This is a genomic window from Geodermatophilus marinus (assembly GCF_003428645.1).
Lineage (GTDB): Bacteria > Actinomycetota > Actinomycetes > Mycobacteriales > Geodermatophilaceae > Geodermatophilus.
Genome location: NZ_QVQH01000015.1, coordinates 16,190 through 38,713, shown reverse-complemented (window position 1 = coordinate 38,713; position 22,524 = coordinate 16,190). Strand labels below are relative to the sequence as shown.

At 77.3% G+C, this 22,524-nt stretch carries 24 protein-coding genes and 1 pseudogene; 10 read left to right on the top strand and 15 right to left on the bottom strand.

Translation table 11 applies throughout. The annotated features are described in order from the left end of the window. Nucleotides 1-62 precede the first annotated feature (62 nt). The 4 genes from D0Z06_RS16145 to D0Z06_RS16135 all read right to left on the bottom strand — a co-directional run bounded on the left by D0Z06_RS16145 (nt 63) and on the right by D0Z06_RS16135 (nt 3,146). Complete coding sequence (locus tag D0Z06_RS16145; RefSeq protein ID WP_117378581.1) at nt 63-1,403, bottom strand: hypothetical protein; 1,341 nt, start codon at nt 1,401-1,403, stop codon at nt 63-65. 1 nt (nt 1,404) lies between these two features. Beyond that, nucleotides 1,405-2,172 carry an alpha/beta fold hydrolase gene (locus D0Z06_RS16140; RefSeq protein ID WP_117378580.1) on the bottom strand — a complete coding sequence of 256 codons (768 nt, stop codon included), beginning with the start codon at nt 2,170-2,172 and terminating at the stop codon, nt 1,405-1,407. A 40-nt stretch (nt 2,173-2,212) separates the two neighbouring features. Further along, nucleotides 2,213-2,362: a hypothetical protein gene (locus D0Z06_RS25430; RefSeq protein WP_158580000.1), complete on the bottom strand. Its 150-nt coding sequence runs from the start codon at nt 2,360-2,362 to the stop codon at nt 2,213-2,215. 286 nt (nt 2,363-2,648) lie between these two features. After that, nucleotides 2,649-3,146 carry an inorganic diphosphatase gene (locus tag D0Z06_RS16135; protein ID WP_117378640.1) on the bottom strand — a complete coding sequence of 166 codons (498 nt, stop codon included), beginning with the start codon at nt 3,144-3,146 and terminating at the stop codon, nt 2,649-2,651. Between the two features lie 195 nt (nt 3,147-3,341). Between D0Z06_RS16135 and D0Z06_RS16130 the strand changes: the two genes are divergently transcribed. From D0Z06_RS16130 to D0Z06_RS16115, 4 genes are read left to right on the top strand one after another with little or no spacing between them, the layout of a single operon-like run. Beyond that, nucleotides 3,342-4,268: an alpha/beta fold hydrolase gene (locus D0Z06_RS16130; RefSeq protein WP_158579999.1), complete on the top strand. Its 927-nt coding sequence runs from the start codon at nt 3,342-3,344 to the stop codon at nt 4,266-4,268. A gap of 45 nt (nt 4,269-4,313) precedes the next feature. After that, a complete protein-coding gene (locus D0Z06_RS16125) occupies nt 4,314-4,991 on the top strand; it encodes a response regulator transcription factor (protein WP_117378578.1) in 678 nt (225 codons plus the stop codon). Continuing rightward, nucleotides 4,988-6,385 (top strand): sensor histidine kinase, encoded by a 1,398-nt coding sequence (locus D0Z06_RS16120; protein ID WP_117378577.1) that lies wholly within the window; start codon nt 4,988-4,990, stop codon nt 6,383-6,385. Before D0Z06_RS16125 ends, D0Z06_RS16120 begins: the two co-directional genes overlap by 4 nt. Further along, nucleotides 6,373-6,948 (top strand): GerMN domain-containing protein, encoded by a 576-nt coding sequence (locus D0Z06_RS16115; RefSeq protein WP_117378576.1) that lies wholly within the window; start codon nt 6,373-6,375, stop codon nt 6,946-6,948. The genes D0Z06_RS16120 and D0Z06_RS16115 overlap by 13 nt, the downstream gene beginning before the upstream one ends. Before the next feature lies 1 nt (nt 6,949). On the opposite strand, the gene D0Z06_RS16110 is transcribed toward D0Z06_RS16115, so the two are convergent. The 10 genes and pseudogenes from D0Z06_RS16110 to D0Z06_RS16065 all read right to left on the bottom strand — a co-directional run bounded on the left by D0Z06_RS16110 (nt 6,950) and on the right by D0Z06_RS16065 (nt 15,999). Beyond that, a complete protein-coding gene (locus D0Z06_RS16110; protein ID WP_117378575.1) occupies nt 6,950-7,465 on the bottom strand; it encodes a DUF421 domain-containing protein in 516 nt (171 codons plus the stop codon). 17 nt (nt 7,466-7,482) lie between these two features. Then, nucleotides 7,483-8,712 carry a cation:proton antiporter domain-containing protein gene (locus D0Z06_RS16105; protein ID WP_117378574.1) on the bottom strand — a complete coding sequence of 410 codons (1,230 nt, stop codon included), beginning with the start codon at nt 8,710-8,712 and terminating at the stop codon, nt 7,483-7,485. 102 nt (nt 8,713-8,814) lie between these two features. Further along, the gene (locus tag D0Z06_RS16100; RefSeq protein ID WP_117378573.1) at nt 8,815-9,921 is read right to left on the bottom strand and encodes an NAD(P)-dependent alcohol dehydrogenase; all 1,107 of its coding nucleotides are present in this window, start codon (nt 9,919-9,921) and stop codon (nt 8,815-8,817) included. A gap of 22 nt (nt 9,922-9,943) precedes the next feature. After that, nucleotides 9,944-10,792, bottom strand: coding sequence for an IclR family transcriptional regulator (locus D0Z06_RS16095; RefSeq protein ID WP_233517737.1), 849 nt, complete (start codon nt 10,790-10,792; stop codon nt 9,944-9,946). Next, a pseudogene (locus D0Z06_RS16090) lies at nt 10,765-11,667 on the bottom strand (PDR/VanB family oxidoreductase); the annotation flags it as partial. The gene D0Z06_RS16095 and the pseudogene D0Z06_RS16090, both read right to left, overlap by 28 nt. Before the next feature lie 82 nt (nt 11,668-11,749). Continuing rightward, nucleotides 11,750-12,025 (bottom strand): hypothetical protein, encoded by a 276-nt coding sequence (locus D0Z06_RS16085; RefSeq protein WP_117378638.1) that lies wholly within the window; start codon nt 12,023-12,025, stop codon nt 11,750-11,752. Nucleotides 12,026-12,033: 8 nt separating this feature from the next. Next, nucleotides 12,034-13,107 carry an aromatic ring-hydroxylating dioxygenase subunit alpha gene (locus D0Z06_RS16080; protein ID WP_117378571.1) on the bottom strand — a complete coding sequence of 358 codons (1,074 nt, stop codon included), beginning with the start codon at nt 13,105-13,107 and terminating at the stop codon, nt 12,034-12,036. A 49-nt stretch (nt 13,108-13,156) separates the two neighbouring features. Further along, nucleotides 13,157-14,425: an MFS transporter gene (locus D0Z06_RS16075; protein ID WP_117378570.1), complete on the bottom strand. Its 1,269-nt coding sequence runs from the start codon at nt 14,423-14,425 to the stop codon at nt 13,157-13,159. A 23-nt stretch (nt 14,426-14,448) separates the two neighbouring features. Next, on the bottom strand, nt 14,449-15,435 hold the full coding sequence (locus tag D0Z06_RS16070; RefSeq protein WP_117378569.1) for an ABC transporter substrate-binding protein: 987 nt from the start codon (nt 15,433-15,435) through the stop codon (nt 14,449-14,451). Nucleotides 15,436-15,540: 105 nt separating this feature from the next. Next, nucleotides 15,541-15,999 carry a MarR family winged helix-turn-helix transcriptional regulator gene (locus D0Z06_RS16065; protein ID WP_117378568.1) on the bottom strand — a complete coding sequence of 153 codons (459 nt, stop codon included), beginning with the start codon at nt 15,997-15,999 and terminating at the stop codon, nt 15,541-15,543. Between the two features lie 68 nt (nt 16,000-16,067). Between D0Z06_RS16065 and D0Z06_RS16060 the strand changes: the two genes are divergently transcribed. After that, complete coding sequence (locus D0Z06_RS16060) at nt 16,068-16,937, top strand: amidohydrolase family protein (protein WP_117378567.1); 870 nt, start codon at nt 16,068-16,070, stop codon at nt 16,935-16,937. A gap of 1 nt (nt 16,938) precedes the next feature. On the opposite strand, the gene D0Z06_RS16055 is transcribed toward D0Z06_RS16060, so the two are convergent. After that, a complete protein-coding gene (locus D0Z06_RS16055) occupies nt 16,939-18,465 on the bottom strand; it encodes an LCP family protein (protein ID WP_233517736.1) in 1,527 nt (508 codons plus the stop codon). Between the two features lie 240 nt (nt 18,466-18,705). Between D0Z06_RS16055 and D0Z06_RS16050 the strand changes: the two genes are divergently transcribed. Genes D0Z06_RS16050 through D0Z06_RS16030 form a run of 5 tightly spaced genes read left to right on the top strand, consistent with a single transcriptional unit; the run spans nt 18,706 to nt 22,424 of the window. After that, nucleotides 18,706-19,350: a hypothetical protein gene (locus D0Z06_RS16050; RefSeq protein WP_117378565.1), complete on the top strand. Its 645-nt coding sequence runs from the start codon at nt 18,706-18,708 to the stop codon at nt 19,348-19,350. Between the two features lie 55 nt (nt 19,351-19,405). Continuing rightward, nucleotides 19,406-20,155: a LamB/YcsF family protein gene (locus D0Z06_RS16045; RefSeq protein ID WP_117378564.1), complete on the top strand. Its 750-nt coding sequence runs from the start codon at nt 19,406-19,408 to the stop codon at nt 20,153-20,155. Then, nucleotides 20,155-20,778, top strand: coding sequence for a 5-oxoprolinase subunit PxpB (pxpB, locus tag D0Z06_RS16040; protein ID WP_117378563.1), 624 nt, complete (start codon nt 20,155-20,157; stop codon nt 20,776-20,778). Before D0Z06_RS16045 ends, pxpB begins: the two co-directional genes overlap by 1 nt. Next, on the top strand, nt 20,763-21,617 hold the full coding sequence (locus tag D0Z06_RS16035; RefSeq protein WP_117378562.1) for a 5-oxoprolinase subunit C family protein: 855 nt from the start codon (nt 20,763-20,765) through the stop codon (nt 21,615-21,617). Before pxpB ends, D0Z06_RS16035 begins: the two co-directional genes overlap by 16 nt. A gap of 45 nt (nt 21,618-21,662) precedes the next feature. Next, the gene (locus D0Z06_RS16030) at nt 21,663-22,424 is read left to right on the top strand and encodes an IclR family transcriptional regulator (protein WP_117378561.1); all 762 of its coding nucleotides are present in this window, start codon (nt 21,663-21,665) and stop codon (nt 22,422-22,424) included. The last annotated feature ends 100 nt before the right edge of the window (nt 22,425-22,524 follow it).

Sequence of the window (22,524 nt, the reverse complement as noted above, 5' to 3'; positions counted from 1 at the left end):
TCCTCCTCGCCCGCTCGGCTGCCGGTCCCCTACCCCGCAGGCGTCCCGCCACGCGCGGCCGCTCAGCCACGGACGACCGAGATCCCGCCCGCGCCGCGGAGTCCGGCGAGCGCGTCGTCGAGCGCCAGCGGGGTCCGCGGGAGCCCCGCGTCGGGCAGCGACCGCAGCGCCCCGGCGTACCGGGCGAAGACGGCGAAGTCGGCCGGGAACGCCCGCGGGTCGACGCCGAGCAGCCGGCCGCGGTGGCGGGCCCGTCCGGCGAGGCGCTGCCAGGTGGCGGCGTCGGCGAGCCCGCGCGACCGGACCCCGTGGCTGAACAGCAGGACGTCGACGTCGTCGTAGGACGTCCGCTCCAGGTGGTCGGCCAGCGCCCGGGCGGCGTCCTGGACGGGGAAGAAGGTCCAGAACGGCACGGACCCCGTGGTGATCGTCCGCCACGGGTCGTGGACCACGAACGAGCTCACGAGCAGCCGCCGGCCCGCGCCACCGCGGGCCCGCGCCCACGCCCGGAACACATCGGCCACCGCGGCCGCGGGGTCCTGCGGGTGCCCGTACCGCAGCTCGACCACCGGGTGGGCCGAGCGGCGTGCCCACTCCCGCAGCGCGGCCAGCAGCGGGTCGGCGAACCCCCACTCGGCCTCGGCGGAGGTCTCGTCGGGTGCCGGCACGCCGGGGGCGTCGAGGTACTCCCGGGGGCTCATCCCGCCCTGCGCACCGACCTGGAAGACGTGCCGGGCCCCGACCCGGGTCACCGGCCAGGTCGAGGTGTCGCGGACGACGACCAGCGGCGCCCCGGGCGCGAGCCGCTCGGCCAGGAAGCGCTCGTACGCCGGTGGCAGGCCGGTCCACTTGACCCGGAAGTAGGCCATCTGCGAGCCGCTGAGCGCGTCCTGGTTCGCGTCCTGCATCTGGTGCAGCTCGACCCCCGGGTTGCGCGCGAGCAGGGCGGGCCCGTGGCGCGCCCCGAACTCGAGGGCGGCCGTCATGTCCTGCGGGTCGGCCCCGCGGCGGCGCACCGGCACGAGCAGGGTCTGGGGCAGCCAGGGGATGTCGCAGGCGGCGGCCAGGTGGGTCAGCGCCCCGTTCGAGGACCCGACCAGGACCGCCGGGAAGCGGCGGTCCGGGTACGCCCGCGCCACCCAGCCGGCCACCTCGTCCAGGTCGACGTCCCCGAGCCGGTGGGCGGGGAGGCCCTCGCGCCCGCTGGCGACGGCGTAGGCCCGGCAGCGCAGCGGCGGGGGCAGCAGGGCGCTGGCCCGCACGAGCGCGGCCTTCCACCGGGCCTGGCCCAGGTGGGGGAAGTCCTGCCCGTCGAGCGCCCGCGCCAGCGCGAGGAGGAGCGCGCTGGCCGAGTCGAAGGACGCGACCGCGTCCTCCGGCCGGACGTGGCCCCCGCGCCGCACGTCAGCCCGCCCGGGCGGCCAGCCCGCGCAGGGGCGCGGACCAGGCCTCGGGGTCCAGCCACAGGAACGCGTGCGCACCCGGCACGGTGACCAGCTCGCCGCCCGCGGAGGCCGCGAGGGCGCGCACCCAGCGGTCGGTCGTCAGCCGGTCGTCCTCCGCGCGGATCACCAGCAGGGGCACGTCGAGGCGGGCGACCTGCTCCTCGATCCGGTCGGCGAGGTGCACCCGGACCAGGTGCAGCGCCCCGGTGACGCCGGCCCGCTTCCACTCCGGGACGTGGTTCTCCTCCAGACCCGGCGAGGGCGACCGGGCGTCGAGGCGCCACCGGTAGAGCAGCTTCGGCCACGGCCTCGCGACCGGGTCGATCGTCGGGCTGGCCAGCGCCACGCCCGCGACCCGGTCGGGGGCCAGCACGCCGGCCCAGGCGGCCACCTGCGTGCCGCTGGAGTGGCCGACCACGACGGCGCGGTCGAGCCCGGCCGCCGCCAACCAGTGCGCCAGGGCCTCGCCGTAACCGCGGACGTCGAGCCGCCGCGTCGGCCGGCCGCTGCCCGCGAAGCCGGGGACGTCGAACAGGTGCACCTCGGTCCACGCACCGAGCGCCGCGCAGGCCGGGAGCAGGTAGTCCGACACGGCCATGCCCTGGACGACGACGACCGGCGGGCCCCCCGGCCGCCGCGTCCCGAGCACGCGCGTCCGGATGCGCCCCTCCGGCACGTCCGTGTAGCGGAGGAGCATCTCCGAGGGCAGGCGCGGCGGCTCCGGCACGGGAGAGGCGTACCCCCCGGCGGCGCAGCCACCCCCCGGGTCAGCGCTGCGGTGCGTCCCCCTGGCCCAGGTCGTCGTCCACCGCGGTCTCCCGCTCGGTGCGGCCGGCGCCGGGCGTGCCGGCGTCCCCGCCGACGCTGGCGTGCGACTCGTCGTCCCCCGGCTGCCGCCGGTCCTCGGGCTCGGTCACGGCTCCTCCTCGTGGTGTGCGTGCGTGCTGACCGGGGTTCCCCGGGACGGGCGCCGGGAACCCCGTCGGCCGGGGCGTGCGGCAGGGCAGGCCGCCGAGGAGCTCGTCCGGGTGGGCGGGCCCGGGCGGCGCCGCCCGCCCGAGGAGGACCCGATGACCGGGAGCACCCGGGGCGGCTCGACCGCCGACCCCCTGCGGTCGCTGACCGAGGACGTGCGGACGGCCACCGGCCCGGGCGGGACGGCCGGTCCCCCGCGACCGTGAGCCCGGCGCACGACGGCGGCCCTCAGGCCGCACCGCCGCGCTGCTCGGCGAACCGCCGCCGGGCGTCCTCGAGCGCACGCTCGGCCTCGGCCCGGCGTTCCCAGCCGCGGGTCTCGGCGGACTTGCCGGGCTCCAGCGCCTCGTAGATCTCGAAGAAGTGCCAGATCTCGGCGATCTGGTGCATCGCGACGTCCTCGAGCTCCTGCAGGTGCGCGTGCCGCGGGTCCTCGGCCGGGACGCAGAGCAGCTTGGCGTCCGGCCCGCCGCGGTCGTGCATCCAGAAGACCGCGATCACCCGCGCGTGCACCAGGCAGCCGGGGAAGGTCGGCTCGTCGAGCAGGAGGAGGGCGTCGATCGGGTCGCCGTCCTCGGCGAGCGTGTCTGGCACGAACCCGTAGTCACCCGGGTAGCCGGTCGCGGTGAACAGCATCCGGTCCAGCCGGATCCGCCCCACCCGCTGGTCGAACTCGTACTTGTTGCGCGATCCCTTCGGGATCTCGACGACGACGTCGGCGTCCACGCAGGCACTCTGCCGGAGCCGGGGCCGCGCGGCACCTCGGAGCACGGCGCCGCGCTCCCCGGGGCACCGCTCGACCCGCGTACCCGGTCCCCGTCCCCCGCGGCCGGGCTCGAACGACACAGGGCACCCGTCGCCTCCGCCGGCGTCACCCGATCGTCACGGGCTCGGCGACCGCCGCCCGGTACGGTCCCGACCGTGGCCGCCGGGACCGTCTCCGGTGCCCGCCGCGTGACGACCGACGACGGGGTGACGCTGCGGGCCGAGGTCGCCGGGGCGGACGACGCCCCCCTCGCGCTGGTCCTCGTGCACGGGTACGGCGCCCGCGCCGCCGTCCTCGACCCGCTCTGGCGCGAGCTGCTGCCCGGGACCCGGCACGGCGGGCTCCGGCTGGTGCGCTACGACCAGCGGGGCCACGGCGGCAGCGGCTGGGCCGGGGGCCGGTCGGCGACCGTGGACCGGCTCGGCCGCGACCTGGGTGCGGTGCTCGACGCGCTGGCCGGCCCCGGCCGGGTCGTGCTCGCCGGGCACTCGATGGGCGGCATGGCGGTCCTGGCGCTGCTCGGGCGGCGACCGGCGCTGGTCGGGCCCCGCGTGGCCGGCGTGGCCCTGCTGTCCACCGCGGCCGGCCCCGTGGCCGCCGCCGGCCGGCCGCCGGGCCGCCGGAGCCGGCTGCGCCGGCGCGTGGCGGAGGGAGGCGCCCGGCTGCTGCGGCGGGCCGCACCCCTGGCGCGGCTCGTGCACCCGTTCGCCCGGGGGCCGGGCCGGCGCTGGCTGCGCTCGCGGCTCTTCGCCGGGAACCCGGCCGAGCGCACGGTGCGGGCGGTGACGGGGGCCTGGCGGGCGACGCCGGTCGCCGTGCTCGCCGCCTACCTGCCGGGGCTGGCGCGCTACGACCGCCGCCGCGCGCTCGCGGGGCTGCGCGGGCTGCCCGCCCTGGTCGTCGCCGGCGCCGAGGACGCGACCCTCCCGGCCCGGGCAGCCGTCCGGCTGGCCCGCCGCCTGGGCCCCGCGGCACGCCTGGTGCTCGTCCCGGGCGCCGGCCACGTGGTGCCCGTCACCCACCCCGCGGAGGTCGGGGCCGAGCTCCGCGCCCTGCTCGACCGGGTCCGCGAGCGGCCATGAGGAACCCGTCCGGCCGCACCCGGTGCCGGGGGGCACACTCCAGGGGTGGCCCGGACCGTGCTGATCATCGAGGACGACGTGCGCGTGCGGCGGATGGTCCAGCTGACCCTCCAGCGGGAGGGGTACCAGGTGACGGAGGCCGCCACCGGCGCGGAGGGCCTGGCCCGGCTGGCGGAGCACCCCGCCGACGTCGTCCTGCTCGACCTGCGGCTGCCCGACCAGGACGGCCTGGAGGTCTGCCGGGCGATCCGCCGGGCGGGCCCGACCCCGGTGGTCATCGTGACCGCGCGCGCCGACAGCGACGACGTCGTGGCCGGCCTGGAGGCCGGTGCCGACGACTACGTCACCAAGCCCTTCGTCCCCCGGGAGCTGACCGCGCGGATCCGGGCCGTCGGCCGCCGGGCGCAGCCCGACGACGGCCCGACCTCGCTCACCGCCGGCGACCTGGAGATCGCCCCGCTGGCCGGCACGGTGACCCGGGACGGCGAGCGCATCGAGCTGACCCGCACCGAGTTCCGGCTGCTCACCGAGCTGGCCGCCGGCGCCGGCCGGGTGTTCAGCCGCGAGGAGCTGCTGGACCGCGTCTGGGGGTACGGCTACTTCGGCGACTCCCGGCTGGTGGACGTGCACGTGCTGCGGCTGCGCAAGAAGATCGAGCGCGACCCGGCGCACCCGGCGATCGTCACCACCGTGCGGGGCATGGGGTACCTGGTGCCCGGGTGAGCGGGCCGGGACGCCCGGCCTGGCGGCACACCCTGCGCGGCCGGGCCACGCTGACGATCACCGCGGTGACCGTCGCGCTCAGCGCGGTGCTCGCCGTCGGCGTGTGGCTGGCGGTCTCGCACTACCTCCTGGTCGGCCGGGAGCGCGCCACCCTGGCGCAGACCGTCGCCAACGCCGCGCAGGTCGGGCGCGCCCTGCCGGCGCCCGGCCTCTCCCCCGAGCAGCTGCTCGCCCAGCTGCCGCGGGAGACCGGATCCACGTCGCTGCTGGCCCGGGACGACCGCTGGCTCACCACGTCGCTGCGGGTCGGCCGCGACGACCTGCCGGCCGCGCTGCGGGAGGCGGTCGCCGGGGGGACCCCGGCCCGCCAGCGGTTCGCGCTGCAGGGCGGCACGGCCCTGGCCGTCGGCGTGCCGGTCGAGGGCGGGGACGCCGCGTACTTCGAGGTCTTCCCGCTCGAGGAGCTCGACCGCACCTACACCGTCCTGGCCGCGGTGCTGGCCGGTGCCGTCCTGGCCACCGTGCCGGTGTCGCTGCTGGTCGGCTCGTGGGCGACCCGGCCCGCGCTGCGCCCGCTGGACCGGGTGTCCGCGGCGGCCGCGGCCGTGGCCGCCGGTGACCTGTCGGCCCGCATCGACCCCCGCGGCGACCCGGCGCTGGAGCCGATCGCGGCCTCCTTCAACGCGACGGTGGCCGCGCTCGAGGAGCGGGTCCGCCGCGACGCGCGCTTCGCCGCCGACGTCAGCCACGAGCTGCGCACCCCGCTCACCACCATGCTGGGGGCGCTGGCCCTCGTCGAGGGCGCCGCCGACGACCTCCCCGAGGACGGCCGGGAGGCGCTGGGCATGCTCCGCGAGGAGGTGGACCGGTTCTCCCGGCTGGTCGCCGACCTCCTCGAGATCTCCCGGGCCGACGCGGGGGGCGGGGCCGACGCGCTCGAGGACGTCCGGCTCGCGGCGCTGGTGCGCGAGGCGCTGGCCCGCCGCCGCCGGCCGGTGCCCCTGGACCTGGGCGAGGGGGCCGAGAGCGCGGTGGTGCGCGCCGACAAGCGGCGGCTGGAGCGGGTGCTGGGCAACCTGCTCGACAACGCCGACCAGCACGCCGGCGGGGTCACCTGCGTGCGGGTCGAGGCCGACCCGCCGCGGGCGCGGGTGCTGGTGGACGACGCCGGGCCCGGGATCCCGGAGGAGGACCGCACCCGCGTGTTCGAGCGCTTCGCCCGGGGCCGTGGTCGCGAGCGGGTCCCCTCCGGCGGGTCCGGGCTCGGCCTGTCGCTGGTCACCCGCCACCTGCGCGCGCTCGGCGGCGAGGTGCAGGTGACCGGCAGCCCGGACGGCGGTGCCCGGTTCGTCGTCACCCTGCCGCTGGCCGAGGAGCAGCCGTGCGGGTCCTGATCGCCGTCGTCCTGCTGGTCCTGGCCCTGGCCGGGTGCGGGGTGCCGGTGCAGCCGCGGCCCGAGCCGGTGGAGGTGCCCACGCCGACGCGGACCTCCGCCGGTGTCCCGACCGCCGGCGGGGCCTCGGTCCAGCTGTGGTTCGTCCGCGGCACCCGGCTCGAGCCGGTGTTCCGCCGGTCGGCGCCCGCCGACCTGCACGCGGCCCTCGACCTGCTCGTGGCCGGGCCCACCCCGGGTGAGGCCTCCGCCGGCCTGCGCACCGCCCTGGTCCCCCAGACGCTCCGCCAGGCCGAGCAGGACGGCCTGCTCGAGGGTGTCCTGACGCTGTCGGCCAGCCGGGCGTTCACCGGCGTGGGCGGGGGTGACCAGCTGCTGGCGGTGGCCCAGGTGGTGTGGACGGTGACCGGCTTCCCGGGGGTGGACGCCGTCCGGGTGGTCGTCGGGGGCGTCCCGCTGGAGATGCCCACCGATGCCGGGCTGACCGTGGAACCGGTCGACCGCGGTGACTACCGCTCGGTCCGGCCGCCGGTGACCGCGACGCCGACCGGCACGCCAGGCTGAGTCACCCGCCGGGGACGTCGACCCCCTCGAGCGCCGACCGGTCGCCGGCCTGCGCCTGCGGGACGACGCTGAGCGTGCCGTCGGTCTCCAGGACCACGGCGGCGACCGCCGAGAGGTCGCCCGTCCCGGTGGCCCGCACCGCCTGCCGGACCTCGTCGATGGTCACCCGCTGCTGCCGCAGCGCCCCGGGCAGCTCCGCGCCGTCCCGCAGGAGCAGGGTCGGCCGGGAGGTGGTGACCCCGCGCACCCGTGGGCGGCGCACGGTCACCCAGGCGACCACGAACTGCAGCAGCGCCAGGAGCGCGAGGGCCGCCGCTCCCTCGGCCCAGGAGACGTCGCTGCTGAGCAGGATGGTGGCCAGCGTGGAGCCGAGCGCGACGGTGACGACGAAGTCGAACGCGTTCAGCTTGGCCAGCGTCCGCTTGCCCGACAGGCGCAGCACCACGATCAGCGTCAGGTAGCCGGTCGCCCCGACGGCGGCGATCCGCCCGAGGTCGGACCAGGAGTCGAACCACATGTCCGTCGTCCTCTCGTTCAGGCCGGCCGCCGGGAGGGGTCCCGGTCACCGGTCCACCGTCGGTACAGGACGCGCCCGGGCGCCGAGGTGACGCCGTGGACGAGCGTGCTCGCGGCCACCACCAGGCTCCCGGCGGCCAGGACCAACGGCTCGGCCCCGAGCCGCTCGGCCTCCAGCGCGAGGTAGAACAGCGCCGAGACCCCGATCGGGCCGAACCAGCCGAGGAAGGCCGCGTCCGGGCGGCCCAGCCCGAGCGGCCGGCGCAGCAGCCACACCACCGGCAGCCGCCGCAGGAGCAGCACGGCGACGACCAGCGCCGGGCCGCGCCAGCCGAGGTCGGCCCAGGCCGCCCACGGCAGCGCCGCACCGACCGCGACGAAGAGGGGCAGCACCAGGAACCGGTTGACCGCCTCGTCGACGGGGGCGTCGTCGGTGCGCTCGGTCCCGGTGCTGGCCAGGTTGAACGCCAGCCCGGTGACGAAGACGGCCAGGATCCCGTCGACGTGCACGATCCCCGACGCACCGAGGACGGCGAGCGCGAGGACGGCGGTGAACATCAGCCGCGGCGCGGGGTCGGTCGAGCCGTGCCGCTCACCCGCGCGGAGCGCGCGGGCGCCGAGCCGGCCCGCGGGCACCCCGAGCAGGACGGCGCCGGCGACCTGCCACAGCGACTCGGCCAGGGCGGCGCCGAGGGCGTCGGCCCCCGCGAGCGCCAGGGCCACCAGCACCAGCGGCAGCGCCAGGCCGTCGTTGGCGCCGGACTCCAGCGAGAGCACCTGGCGGTCGCGGTCGGGCAGGTCCCGCTCGGCGGGAACGCCGGTGACCACGTTCGAAGCCAGCACCGGGTCGGTCGGGGCGAGGGCGGCACCGAGGAGCAGGGCGGTGCCGAGGCCGGCGCCGAGCAGCCCCGCGGCGAGGGACGCGCTCACGAGGGCCATGACCGGCATGACCACCGCGAGCAGGAGCAGCACGGGGCGCAGCCGGGTGCGGGCCGCACCGAACGGGTAGCGGAGCGCGACGGCCATGACCGAGATCGCCAGCAGCAGCCGCGTGGCGGTGTGCAGCCACCCGTGGTCCTCGACCAGCGTCGGCAGGTCCAGGACCCCGAGCACCTGCGGGCCCAGCAGCACGCCGACGAGCAGGCCGAGGGCGGGCTCGGAGAGCGGGTACGTGCGCAGCCGCCCCGACAGCGCCGCCACGGCCAGCCCCAGCAGGCCGGCGGCGGCCAGGGTCACGTCGACCAGCACCGAACGGCTCCTCCCGGGCGGGTGGCGGGCACGCCCGACGCACGCCCGGGCAGGCCCTACCCGCGCCCGGCCCGCCGCACATGACGAAGCGGTGACGTCCGGTCAGCCGGGCATGCGCAGCACCGGCTTGACCACCGCCCCGCTGTAGGAGGCCTCCACGGCGTCCTCGATGCGGTCGAGCGGGAAGAACTCCACCAGTCGGTCGAAGGGGAACCGGCCCTGGGCGTGGAGGTCCATGAGGGCGGCGATCAGCGCCTGCCCGCGGCCGCTGCCGCCCAGCGTGCCGCGGATGGTCTTGCCCCACAGCGTGGTCAGGTGGTCGGCGGAGAACTCCGCCCCGGCCGGGGCGCCGCCGATGAGCAGGGCGGTGCCCAGCATGCCGACCGAGTCGATCGCCTGGCGGACGACGGGGACGACGCCGGTGCAGTCGAGGGCGGCGTCGGCCGGCCCGCCGCAGATGTCCTGCACCGCCTGCACCGGGTCGGTGCCGGTCGCGTCGACGACGTGGGTGGCGCCGAGGTCCTCGGCCACCCGGAGCCGGCCGGGGTGTCGGTCGACGGCGATGATCGTGGTGGCGGCGGAGTTGCGGGCGGCCATCACCGCGGCAAGGCCGACGGTGCCGGCCCCGTAGACCACGATCGAGGTCCCGGGCTCCGGGCGGAGGGTGTTGAACACCGCGCCGGCGCCGGTGGCCAGGCCGCAGGCCAGCGGGCCCATCAGCTCGACCGGGAGGCCGTCGGGCACCGGCACCAGCGCGGACGCGGTGGTCATGGCGTACCCGGCGAAGGACGACTGGCCGAAGAAGTGGCTGGCCAGCGGGGCGCCGTCCGCCGTCCGCAGGGACGACGCGCCGCCGGGCCGGGAGCCGCCGCCGACCAGCTCGCCCAACCGCAGGCAGTAGCGCGGTTCCCCGGCCAGGCAGTTGCGGCACTCCCCGCACCACGGCCAGCCGAGCACGACCGCCTGCCCCTCCCGGACCCCGGTCACCCCCTCCCCCACCGCCACCACCGTGCCGGCGCCCTCGTGGCCCAGGACACCGGGCAGCGGGAAGGGCAGGTCGCCGTCGCGGGCGATCCCGTCGGTGTGGCAGAAGCCGCTGGCCGCCACCTGCACCAGCACGTCCCCGGGGCCGGGGTCGTCGATCTCGACCTCGCGGACGACGAACGGGCCGTGCAGCTCCTCGACGACGGCGGCGGTGGTGGTCCTCACGGGCGCTCTCCTCGGGTGCGGGTCAGGGGGCGGGCCGGTCCGGGCCGGCGTCCGGTGGGTCCACCGGCCACGCGGCGCCGGCGGACTGGGTGAGCACCCGGGAGATGCCCCGGGCGGCGGTCCGCACACCCGGGGTCACGGCGCGGACGGCGGCCGGCCCGTCGCCGCGGACCACGACCGACAGGGCCGCGACGACGGTGTCGCGCAGGTGGATGGGGGCGGCCACGGACACCGCGTCGTCGGTGACCTGCCGGTCGCTGACCGCCTGCCCGGTGCGCCGGACCTCCGCCAGCACCCGCCGCAGCTGGCGCGGGTCGGTGATCGTGTGGGCGGTGTACCGGGTCAGCGGCGCGGCGAGCACCCGCTCCTGCACCTCCGCGGGCGCGTGCGCCAGCAGCACCAGGCCCACGCCGGTCGGGGGCAGCGCGAACCGGCCGCCGACCCGGGTGAGGACGGTGACGGCGTCCCGGGCGGCGAACCGCTCGACGAACACCACCTCGACGTCGTCGCGCACGGCGAGCTGCACGTTCTGGTGGGTCACCTCGTAGAGGTCCTCCATGAACGGCAGCGCCGCCTCCCGCAGGCCCAGCCCGCGGGGCGCCAGCGCGCCGAGCTCCCACAGCCGCAGCCCGACGCGGAAGCGGCCGTCGCCGTCCCGCTCCAGGCCGCCCCAGCGGTGCAGCTCGCCGACCAGCCGGTGCGCGGTCGACAGCGGCACGCCGGTGGCGCGGGCGATCTCGGAGAGGGTCAGCGCGGGACGCTCGCGGCTGAAGGCGTCGAGGACGGCGAGCAGCTTCCCGCCCGACGTCCGTCGCGGCCCCCGCGCCTCGTCGACGCCGCGGCTCAGAGCTCCAGGACCAGCCTCGGGCACGCGGCTCTCGACACGCAGATGAACATCGTGTCGTTGGCCGCCTGCTCGGCCGGGGTCAGCAGGGAGTCGCGGTGGTCGACCTCGCCCTCCAGCACCGGCGTCTCGCACGTCCCGCACGTCCCCTCCGTGCACGAGGAGAGCACCGGCACCCCGGCGTCCTCGACGACCTCCAGGATGCTCCGGTCCGGGGGCACGGTGAGGGTCAGCCCGCTGGTGGCCAGCTCCACCTCGAAGGAGTCGTGGAACACCGGCTCGCCGAACTCCTTGGGGCTGAACCGCTCGACGTGCAGGCTGCCCTCGGGCCAGGCGGCGCACTGCTGCTCGACCGCCTGCAGCAGCGGCTCGGGGCCGCAGCAGTAGACCAGCGTGCCCTCCTGCGGCGTGCCCAGGACCGCGGGCAGGTCGATGAGCCCGACCTCGTCCTGGGGGTGCAGCGTGACGGTGGTGCCGGTGGCCTCCTCCAGCGACTCCAGGAAGGCCATCGACCGGCGGCTGCGCCCGCCGTAGTGCAGCTCCCAGGCGGCACCGGCGGCGTCGGCGGCGGCGACCATCGGGAGGATCGGCGTGATGCCGATGCCGCCGGCGACGAACACGTACCGCGGCGCGGGCACCAGCGGGAAGTGGTTGCGCGGGCCCCGGACGTCGACGGTGTCGCCCTCCCGGACCGCCTCGTGCACGTACGCCGACCCGCCCCGGCCGTCGGGCTCGCGCAGCACCGCGACCCGCCACGTCGACCGGTCGGCCGGGTCGCCGCACAGCGAGTACTGGCGGGTCATGCCGTTGCCCAGGTTGAGGTCGACGTGCGCGCCGGGCCCCCAGGCGGGCAGCTCGGCACCGCCGGGGTCGCGCAGCTCCAGCACGACGACGCCCTCGGCGCCGTCGGTCCGGGAGGCCACCTGCAGCCGCAGGTCGACCTCGTCGTGGGTGCTGTGCACGGGGGTTCTGCCCTCCTCGGGGTCAGACCAGGACCGGGGTCCGGCGCCGGATGACGGCCGGGTCGCTCACCCGGTGCGCGGGCGGCGGCGGCAGCACGTCCGGGACGACGGGGGCGTCGGGCCCCCCGGCGGGGTGGTCGGGGTGGGCGAGCAGCCACTCCCACATGGCCGTCGGGTCCTCGCCCTCGGCCTCGGCGCCGCAGTGGCACCGGCCGCGCAGCCGGTCCGAGCCCGGCAGCCAGTTCACCCGGAGCACCCGCTCCCCGCCGAGCACGTGGCGCGGCGGGGGCAGGCTCATGCCGCCGGTCACCGGCCCGCCGGCACGGCCGCCGCGGCCGGCGCCCCGGAGGCCTGCTCGGCCAGCCGGGCGATCATCCGGCGCGCGGCCAGCCCGCCGGTGTCGATGTTGATCGACAGCTCCTGGTAGCCGTCGGGCTCGCCGGTGAGCACCTCCTCGAGGACGTCGAGGGCGGTGACGTCCTGGAGGACGACGGTCCGGTTGCTCTCCCGCAGGAAGTCCGACACCGACTCGTCGTCGAGGGCGAAGTCGCGCGCGACGGCCCAGAAGTCGTGGGTGGAGCGCTCGGTCTCCGGCGTGATCGCGTAGACGACCTCGACGTGGAAGGCGTCGGGGTCGGTGCCGTCCTCGTGCGGCAGCACGCCGACCGGCGCGACCCGGCTGTGCAGCTTGTACAGGCAGGGCGGGGTGAACTCGATGTCCTGCCAGCGGGTGATCCGGCCCTCGATGCCGGTGCTCTTCGCGTAGAAGGGCGGGCACTCGGCGTCGTCCATGTGCCGGGAGACGTAGACGATCCCGGCCTCGTCGTCGACCTCGGTGGTGATCGGCGTGTCCGCCACCTCGGGCGTGCCGATGTAGCCGCCGTGCAGGTAGGTCTCGTGGGAGAGGTCCATGAGGTTGTCGACGAGCAGGCTGGCGCGGGCCTTGAGCGGTTCCATCCCGCTGACCGTCGTCCAGCCCTCCTGGTCCAGCCAGGGCGCGCGCGGGATGCGGGTGGCCCCGGCCTTGTCCGGGTCGCCGATGAAGACCCAGACGAAGGAGTCCTGCTCGACCACCGGGTAGGACCGCAGCCGCGCCGTGCGCGGGACGCGGGTCTGCCCGGGGACGGCCACGCACACGCCGTCGGCGCCGTAGGTGAAGCCGTGGTAGCCGCACACCACGCGGTCGCCGTCGAGGTGGCTGGGGGCCTGCGACAGCGGGAACCGCCGGTGCACGCAGCGGTCGCTCATCGCCGTGACCCGGCCGGCCTCGGTGCGCCAGAAGAGGATCGACTCCCCGCAGATCGTGCGGCTGAACAGGTCCCGCCCGATCTCGCGGCCGTAAGCGGCCACGTACCACTGGTCCCGGACGATCGACGTCATGCTCGTGCCCCTCCCGCTGCCTCCGTGTCCGTGACCACGGTGACCGCCGTCACGGGGTCCGCGCGACTCGACTTCCACGATGTAGAAGCCCGAGGGTGACCGGGCGGCCGGCGACGACGACCGCGGCGGCGTAGCCCGCGCCGCAGCCGACCAGCACCAGCAGCGGCGCGGCCCAGCCGCCGGTGGCCGCGCGGAGGGCCCCGACGACGAGCGGCCCCGCCGCGCCGACCGAGTACCCGACCAGCTGCGACATGCCCGACAGCCGGCGCACCACGGCCTCGTCGCCGGCCCGGAGCACGACGAGGGTGAACGCCAGCGAGATCCCCGCCCCCTGGGCCAGGCCGCCCGCCACCACCCAGACCGGCCAGGCGGCCGGGGCGACCAGCAGGCCGACCGGGAGCAGCGTCCAGGCCGCGGTGACCGCCAGGCCCAGCGCCCGCTGCCCGGACCGGCCGTGCCGGCGCTGCCGCGCGAGCAGGGCGGGCACGACCAGCGTCGCCGGGATGCCCAGCACCTGGAACAGCGTCGCCGCCACCGTCGCCGCGCGCAGCCCGCCGGCGGTCTCGTCCACCAGCAGCGTCGGCAGCCAGGTGGTGACCGCGTAGTAGAGGGCCGACTGGAGGGCCAGCACGACCGCGACCGCCCACGCCGTCGACGACCGCCACACCCGGACCCCGCCCGCCGCGCCGTCGACCGGGGCCGCCGGCTCGGCGGGGGCCGCGGGGACCCCGGGAGCGGCGGGGGCCCGCGTCGCTCCCGCCCACACCGCCGCGGCAGCCAGGGCCAGCGCCGCCCAGGAGGCCAGCGCCACCCGCCAGCCGGTCAGCGCGGCCAGGGGGCCGGTCAGGCCGGCCATGACCGCGGCGCCGGCGGCCAGCGCCCCGGTGTAGAGCCCGGTGACCGTGCCGGCGCGCGCCCCGAAACCGCGCTTGGTCACCGCCGGCAGCAGCACGTTGCCGACCGTCATCCCGGCCCCGATGACGGCGGTGCCGGCCAGCAGCACCGCCGGCCCGTCGAGGACCCGCAGCACCGTGCCGGCCGCGACGGCCAGCAGCCCGGCGAGCACGGCGGTCTCCGCCCGCACCCGGCGGCCCAGCCAGGCGGCGGGCGGGGCGAGCACGGCGAAGCAGAGCACCGGCAGCGTGGTGACCAGGCCCGCCGCGGCCGCGGAGAGGCCGAGGTCGCCGCGGACCTCGGGCAGGACCGGGGACACCGCCGCGATCGCCCCCCGCAGGTTGAGGCCGGCGAGCAGGACGGCGGGCAGCAGCAGGCCCGCCCGGGGATCCGGGCGGGCCTGCTGCGGGCGGTCGGCGGGCACCCCTGGGGTCTACACGCCGGCTGCTACTCGGCGGGCAGCAGCCCCTCGACGTCGGCCGCCTCGTCGAGCAGGCCGGCCTCGACCATGAGCTCGCCCATCTGCTCGATCTGCTCGCGCCGCAGGTCGGTGCCGAACTCCTCGATGCGCACCTCCGCCAGCGCGCCGGCGGGCGTGCCGAGGAACTCCTCGGCCTGGGCCCGGACCTCGTCGGGGTTGGCGTCGGCGTACTCGAGGGTGTCCTCGAGGGCCGCGGTCATGTCCTCGACCAGCTCCGGGTCGGACTCGACGAGCTGGCCGGAGGTGAAGAACAGCTGGGTGGGGTGCCCGGGCACCGACTCCTGGCTGGAGTAGCTGGCCACCACGTTGCCGGCGTCGATCAGCTGGGTGAGGAAGGGCTCGGGCACCCACACCGCGTCCACGTTCCCGGCGTCGAGGGCGGCCGGCATGTCGGGGAAGGGCAGCTCGACGTACTGGATGCCGCTCGGGTCGCCGCCGTCCTGGCGGACCGCCTCGTCGATGGTCAGCTGGCCCATGCCGTTGAGGGTGTTGACCGCGACCCGCTTCCCGGCCAGGTCGGCCGCCGAGGCGATGCCCGAGTCGGCGGCGGCCACCACGCCGTTGACGTCCTCACCCTCGGCGATCGTGGAGGTCCAGTGGGCGACGACGCGCAGGTCCAGCCCCTCCTCGCGCGCCTGCAGCAGCGAGACGGGGTTGCTGGTGGCGAACTGCATCTGGCCGGACATCACCGCCGGGATGAGCGCGGCGCCGCCCTGGCCGGTCTCGACCGTCAGCTCGATGCCCCGCTCCTCGAAGAAGCCCTGGTCGATGCCGGCGAAGAGGGCGCCGGTGACCGCGACGGGGAGCAGCCCGACGGTCACCTCGCGGACCTCGTCGCCGTTCGAGCCGTCCGCGCCACCGCCGGACCCGCCCGAGGCGGCCTCCTCACCACCACCGCAGGCGGCGAGGGCGACGGCCGTGGCGGCGAGCACGGGGACCCAGGTGCGGCGCATGTGCCTACTCCCAAGAACGATGAGAATCTCAACGGTTGACAATCGGCATGGTGCACGTCACACCCGCCGGAGGCAAGCCCCATCCCGGGAGGACGGCCCCGGCGGTCACGCCCGCACCACCGGGAGCACGCCGTCGACCACCCGGCCGAGCAGCCCGCGCAGCAGGTCGCGCTCCTCGGCGCTCAACGCGGCGAGCCGGTCGTCGTGCGCCCCGGCCACGGCCCGCGCGGCCCGGCCGCGGGCCGCCACCCCCGCGGGTGTCGGGACGACGAGCTTGGTGCGCCGGTCGGCCTCCGACGGCCGCCGCTCGACCAGGCCGGCGTCGGTGAGCTCGTCGACCAGCAGCACCACCTGGCTGGGGTCCAGCCCCAGGGTCTCGGCGAGGTCGCGCTGCGAGATGCCGTCCCGGGCCTCGCAGGCCAGGGTGAGGGCGGAGTAGGACCGCACCCGCAGGCCGAACCCGGCCAGCGCGGCGTTGGTCGCCCGCACGAGCGCCCCGCTGGCCCGGGTGAGCAGGTAGCCGACGTCGGCCGAGAGCACGGTGCCGTCCATGAGGACCTCCATCGTTGACGGCGTCCACGATAGAGACCTAGCGTTCGGCGTCAGCCCCCAGCGCCCCCCGGAGGAACGGCGTGGACCTCGCGAACCTGGTCGCCGTCGACGTGCACGTGCACGTCGAGCAGGACCTGCACGGACACCTGTCGATGGACGACGAGCTGCTGGAGGCGGCCGCGAAGTACTTCAAGGGCGAGCCGCACCACCCCACCGTGCCCGAGCTCGCCGAGCACTACCGGGCGCAGCGCATGGCCGCCGTCGTCTTCACCGTCGACAGCGAGCTGGCCACCGGCCACCCCACGCTGTCCAACGAGGAGATCGCCGCGGCCGCCGCCGAGCACGCCGACGTGCTCATCCCGTTCGGCTCGATCGACCCGGCACGGGGCCGGGCCGGGGTGCGCGCCGCCCGCCGGCTGGTGGAGGAGCACGGGGTCCGCGGCTTCAAGTTCCACCCCTCGATCCAGGCCTTCGAGCCCGACGACCGGCGGCACTACCCGCTCTACGAGGAGCTCGAGGCCCTCGGCGTCCCGGCGCTGTTCCACACCGGCCAGACCGGCATCGGCTCGGGCCTGCCGGGTGGGCGCGGGATCAAGCTGCGCTACTCCGACCCGATGCTGCTCGACGACGTCGCCGCCGACTTCCCCGGCCTGACGATCATCATGGCGCACCCCTCGGTGCCCTGGCAGGACGCCGCCATCGCCGTCGCCCAGCACAAGGCCAACGTCTACATCGACCTCTCCGGCTGGTCGCCCAAGTACTTCCCGCCGCAGCTGGTCCGCGCCACCAACACCCTGCTCAAGCGCAAGGTGCTCTTCGGCTCGGACTACCCGCTGCTGTCCCCCGAGCGCTGGATCCGTGACTTCGAGGCCCTCGACATCCGCGAGGAGGTCCGCCCGCTGGTCATGAAGGAGAACGCCGTCCGCGCCCTCGGCCTCGACCGCGGGTAGCTCAGCCCGACCCGCGGGTGGGCGGCTCCCCGGCGGCCAGGGCCGCCTCGGCCCGCTCGGGGTCGTAGGCGCAGGCGTCCTCCACATCACCGGCCGGGCCGGTCTCCACGTCCACCGTCGGCGCCGGCGCGCCGCCGGCCTGCGGCGGGACCGGCGGGGCCGGCGGCGCGGGCGCCAGCGCCTCGTCGACCATCGCCCGGATCCGGTCGTAGTCCGGGTAGGCGGGGTCGATCAGCTCGGGGTCGAGGACGACGCTGTCGATGTCGACGTCCTGGACCAGCAGGGCGAGCTCGAGGAAGTCGTCGAGCACCGACCGGGGGATGTCGGTGCGGACGATGTCGCCCGCGGTCGCGGCCAGTTCCTGCCACTCCACCAGCAGGGTGACCGGGTCGGCGGCGTCCACCAGGGCCTGGATCGCGCAGCGCTGGCGGGCCATGCGGTCGTAGTCGCTCATCCCGTAGCGGCCGCGGGCGAAGTGCAGCGCGGTCCAGCCGTCCATGTGCTGGTCCGGGCCCGGCTCGATGTGGTCGTCCGGGAGCTGCTCGCCGACGATGCCGTTGATCGGCACGTAGTAGTTGACGTCCACCGTGATGCCGCCGAGGGCGTCGACCAGCCGGGTGAACCCGGCCATGTTGACCAGCACGTAGTAGTCGATCCGCAGGCCGAGCGCCTCGCCGACGCCGAGCTTGAGCATGTCCGCGCCCGGGTCGTCGGTGGGGCCCAGGACCTCCCCGGCGATCCGCGGCCCGTTGCGGTAGACCTTGTTGAGCAGGCTGGCGCTCTCGCTGCCGGCGTCGAACCCGTCCGGCCACACCTCGGCCAGCGGGCTGTCGGCCGGGAAGGGCAGGTCCTGCAGGTTGCGGGGCAGGCTGAACAGCGTCGTCTCCCCCGTCTCCGTGGCGATGCTGGCGACGATCACCGTGTCGGTGCGCACCCCGACCCGGCCCTCGCCGCCGTCCCCGCCCAGCAGCAGGACGTTGACCCGCTCGTCGTCCCCGAAGGGATCCACCGGGTCCACCGGCTCGACGACCGTGGCCGACTCGCGGTCGTCGCTGAAGACGGTGCCGATGAGCTCGCGCTGCGCGCTCACCGAGCGCAGCACCAGGGCGGCCGGGACGGCGGCCCCCGCGCACAGCAGGACGACGAGACCGGCACCGACGGCCCGCTGCCGGGCGGGCAGCCCGTCGGGCCGGAGCGCCCGCCAGCCGCCGGCCACCACGACGACCCAGGCCAGCACGAGCACCACGACGCCGGCGACCACCCAGCCCAGGGCCGCGGGGTCGACGGCCAGGCGCAGGGCGTCGGCGGTGTCCCGGCCGGCGAGCAGCACGCCCCCCACTCCGAGGAGGAGCAGGGTCGCGGTGAGCACCGCGAGGCCCAGCCGCCGCCGGCCGGCGGCCAGGAACGCGGTACCGGGCAGCAGGCCGCCCAGCGCGGTGAGCAGCAGCGCCCGGGCCAGCCCCCGCCTGCCGTGCCGTCGGTCGTCCTGCGGTCCACGGCCGTGGTGTCCGTCGCGGCCCGTGCGCACGGGCGTCCTCCTCGGGTCGCGGTCAGCGGCGGCCGGTCGCCCTGGGCGCGGCCCGGGGCGGGGTACCCGGGACTCCCCGCCGGTCACCTGCGACCCCGCGGCGTCACGGCTTCGCAACATCACCGTCGCGCCGGGTGGAGAGTTCGTGACGAAGCCGTGGGCGAGGTGAGCGGGGCCGCCGGGGCGAGCACCCCAGGTACGAGCAGGCCCACCGGGGGCCGCCCGCGCCGAGGAGGACCCGTGACAGGTTCGGCCCCCCCGCCGGCCCGCCGCAGCGGGCGGGCGACCGCCCTCCGGCTGGCCCGCCGCACGGCGCTGCTGTGCGGCGTCGCCCTCGCCTGCGCGGGAGCACTGGTCAACCCCGTGCCCTCCCTGCTGTGGGGTGTGGTGTGCGCGGTGCCGGTCGGCCTCGCCGTGGCGGCGCTCCGCTCCCGCGACACCACCGACCTGCCCCCGCTGCCTCCACCGGCGGCCGTCGCGCTGGGGGCCGGCTGCCTGCCCGCGGCGGCCGCGGGCGCGGCGACCCTGGGCGCGGTCGGCGGACTGGCCGTGGCCGCCCTGCTGGTCCTCGCCGCGGTGCTGGCCGGGTCCTGGCTGGCCTCGGACCTCCCGCCGCTCGGCGGCACGCTGCAGCCCGGCGACGAGGCGGTCCTGCGCCGCGCGCTGCACGAGATGACCACCGAGCAGCTGACCACCGAGTGGCGGGAGAGCGGCACGCCGTCCCCCGCCGGCCCGGCCGCCGAGCTGCGCCGGGTGCGGCTGCGCGACCTCCTGCTCGACGAGTTCGCCGCCCGCGACCCCGAGGGCACGGCGCGCTGGCTCGCCGAGGGGCCGCAGGCCGCACCCGAGCGGTACATCCGCAGGGACGCCGGCCTGGGCAGCTGAGGCGGCGCCCGCCCCGCCCTCCCGCGGCCCGCCCCGCGGCGGCGAGGATGGGCCGGTGGACCTCAACTCCGACCTCGGCGAGGGCTTCGGCCAGTGGCGGCTCACCGACGACGAGGCGCTGCTGGACCTGGTCACCAGCGCCAACGTGGCCTGCGGCTTCCACGCCGGCGACCCGACGACGATGCGCCGGGTCTGCGCGCGGGCCGCGGCCGGCGGCGTGGCGGTCGGCGCCCAGGTCTCCTACCGGGACCTCGCCGGGTTCGGCCGGCGGTTCCTCGACGTCGAGCCGGACGAGCTCACCGACGACGTGCTGGCCCAGCTGGGCACGCTGGAGGCCTTCACCCGGGTGGCCGGCACGCGGGTGCGCTACGTCAAGCCGCACGGCGCGCTCTACTCCGCCGTCGTGACCCACGAGGAGCAGGCCGCCGCCGTGGTGCGGGCCGTGGTGGAGTACGACCCGGGGCTGCCGGTGCTCGGCCTGCCCGGGTCGGCGTTCCTCCGGCGCGCCGCCGAGGCCGGCCTGCCCGTCGTCCGCGAGGCCTTCGCCGACCGGGCCTACACCGCCGAGGGCACGCTGGTCCCCCGGCGCCGGCCCGGTGCCGTCCTGCACGACGCCGAGGAGATCGTCGCGCGTTCCCTGGCCATGGCGCGCGGGGAGCCGGTCCGCGACGCCGAGGGCGGGAGCCTGCGGCTGTCCCCCGACTCGATCTGCGTGCACGGCGACACCCCCGGCGCCGTGGCGATCGCCCGCCGGGTGCGCGCCGCGCTCACCGGGGCCGGCGTCGAGCTCGCCCCGTTCGCCTGATGCGGGTCCTGCCCAGCGGGTCGACCGCGCTGCTGGTGGAGGTGGCCGGCCTCGACGAGGTGCTCGGGCTCTACGCCGCGCTCGCCGAGGAGCCGCTCCCCGGCGTGGTCGACGTCGTCCCCGCGGCCCGCACGCTGCTCGTGGTCACCGACCCGGCCGCCACCGACCTCCCCTCGGTGGCGGCGGCGCTGCGCCGGGTCCGGCCGCGCCGCGACGCCCGCACCGCCGGCGCGGAGGTCGAGATCCCGGTCGTCTACGACGGCCCGGACCTCGGGGACGTCGCCGCCCACCTGGGGGTGGCGCCGGCCGAGGTGGTCCGCCGGCACACCGGCACGGCCTGGACCGTCGCCTTCTGCGGCTTCGCCCCCGGCTTCGGCTACTGCACCGCCGACGGCGGCGGGTGGGACGTGCCGCGCCGCAGCACCCCCCGCACGCGGGTCCCGGCCGGCGCGGTGGGGCTGGCCGGCCCCTTCACCGGCGTCTACCCGCGCGCCTCGCCCGGCGGCTGGCAGCTGCTCGGCCGCACCGACGTCGCCGTCTTCGACCTCACCCGCGACCCCCCGGCGCTGCTGCGCCCCGGCGTCCGGGTCCGCTTCGCGGAGGCCGCGTGGGCGGCCGGCTGACCGTGCTCGCCCCCGGGCCGCTGACCACGGTGCAGGACACCGGCCGGCCGGGGCGGGGCGCGCTGGGCATCGGCCGCTCCGGCGCCTGCGACCGCGGTGCCGCCGCGCTGGCCAACCGGCTGGTCGGCAACCCGCCGGACGCCGCCGTCCTGGAGGTGACCCTGGGCGGGCTGGCGCTGCGGGCCGGCACCGGCGTGCTGCTGGTCACGACCGGGGCGCGCTGCCCCGGGTCGCCGGCGCACGGGGCGCCGGTGCACCTGCCGGCCGGCGCGGAGCTGCGGCTCGGCACGCCGGCGACCGGGCTGCGGACCTACGTGGCGGTGCGCGGCGGCATCGACGTCCCGCCGGTGCTGGGCAGCCGGTCCACCGACCTGCTCAGCGGCCTCGGCCCGCCCGCCCTGGCCGCCGGCGACGAGCTGGCGGTCGGGCCCCCCGCCGCGCCGCTGCCCGGCGTCGACCTCGCGCCGGTGGCCGACCCGCCCGGGGACGAGGTCACCGTGGCGCTGCTGCCCGGCCCGCGCGCGGACTGGCTGGCCCCCGCCGCGCACGGCCTGCTCACCGGCACCGCGTGGCAGGTGACCGGGGAGAGCAACCGGGTCGGCCTGCGCCTGGCCGGGCCGGTCCTCGAGCGCGCCGGCAGCCGGGAGCTGGCCAGCGAGGGCCTGGTGCGCGGCGCGGTGCAGGTGCCGCCGTCCGGGCAGCCGGTGCTCTTCCTCGCCGATGCGCCGGTCACCGGGGGGTACCCGGTGGTCGGCTACGTCGCCGACGCGGACGTCGACCGCTGCGGGCAGCTGCGGCCCGGCCAGCCCCTGCGGCTGCGGGGTTCTCTCATCCAGTGAGAACCGGCGGCGGCCGGGGCCGTGGCGGCTGCCACACTCGCCCCCGTGGCGAGGGTGCGCACGGGTGAGTCGGTGCTCTCCCGCGCCGTCCGGATCTTCGACGCCTTCACCCCCGACGAGCGCGAGCTGGCGGTCTCCGAGATCGCCCGCCGCTCGGACCTGCACGTCGCCACCGCCTCCCGGCTGATCGCGGAGCTGGTGTCCCACGGGCTGCTCGAGCGCGGCCCCGACCGGCAGGTCCGCGTCGGCGTCCGGATGTGGGAGCTGGCCGCCCGCGCCTCCACCACCCGCTCGCTGCGCGACGCCGCCATGCCCTACCTGGAGGACCTGCACGCCGTCGTCGGGCACCACGTGCAGCTCGGCGTCCTCGACGGCGACGACGTGATCTTCCTCGAGCGGCTGTCGGCGCGGGACGCCGTGGTCAACTTCTCGCGGATCGCCGGCCGGCTGCCCCTGCACATCTCCTCCTCCGGCCTGGTGCTGCTCGCGCACGGACCCGCGGAGCTGCGCGAGCGCGTCCTCGCCGGGCCCCTGGACCGCTACACCCGGAACACCATCACCACCCCGGAGCGGCTGCGGGCCGCGCTGTCCGAGGTGCACCGGCAGGGGTTCGCCCTCCTCCCCGGGCACGTGCACGAGGACGCCACCGGCATCGCGGTGCCGGTGCGCGACGGCCTGCAGCAGGTGGTGGCGGCGCTGTCGGTGATCGTCCCGAACGACGAGCGCGCGGCGACCCAGGTGCCGGCCCTGCTCGCCGCGGCCCGGGGGGTCAGCCGGTCGCTGTCCGCCGGGGCGGGCCGCTGCTGAATCGTCGTCTCACCCAGCGAGAGGGCGGTGCGGCCGGGTGTGAGCCGCACCGCAGCATCCCCTCACCACCGCGCGCGACGGCGCGCGCGGACCGAGGAGG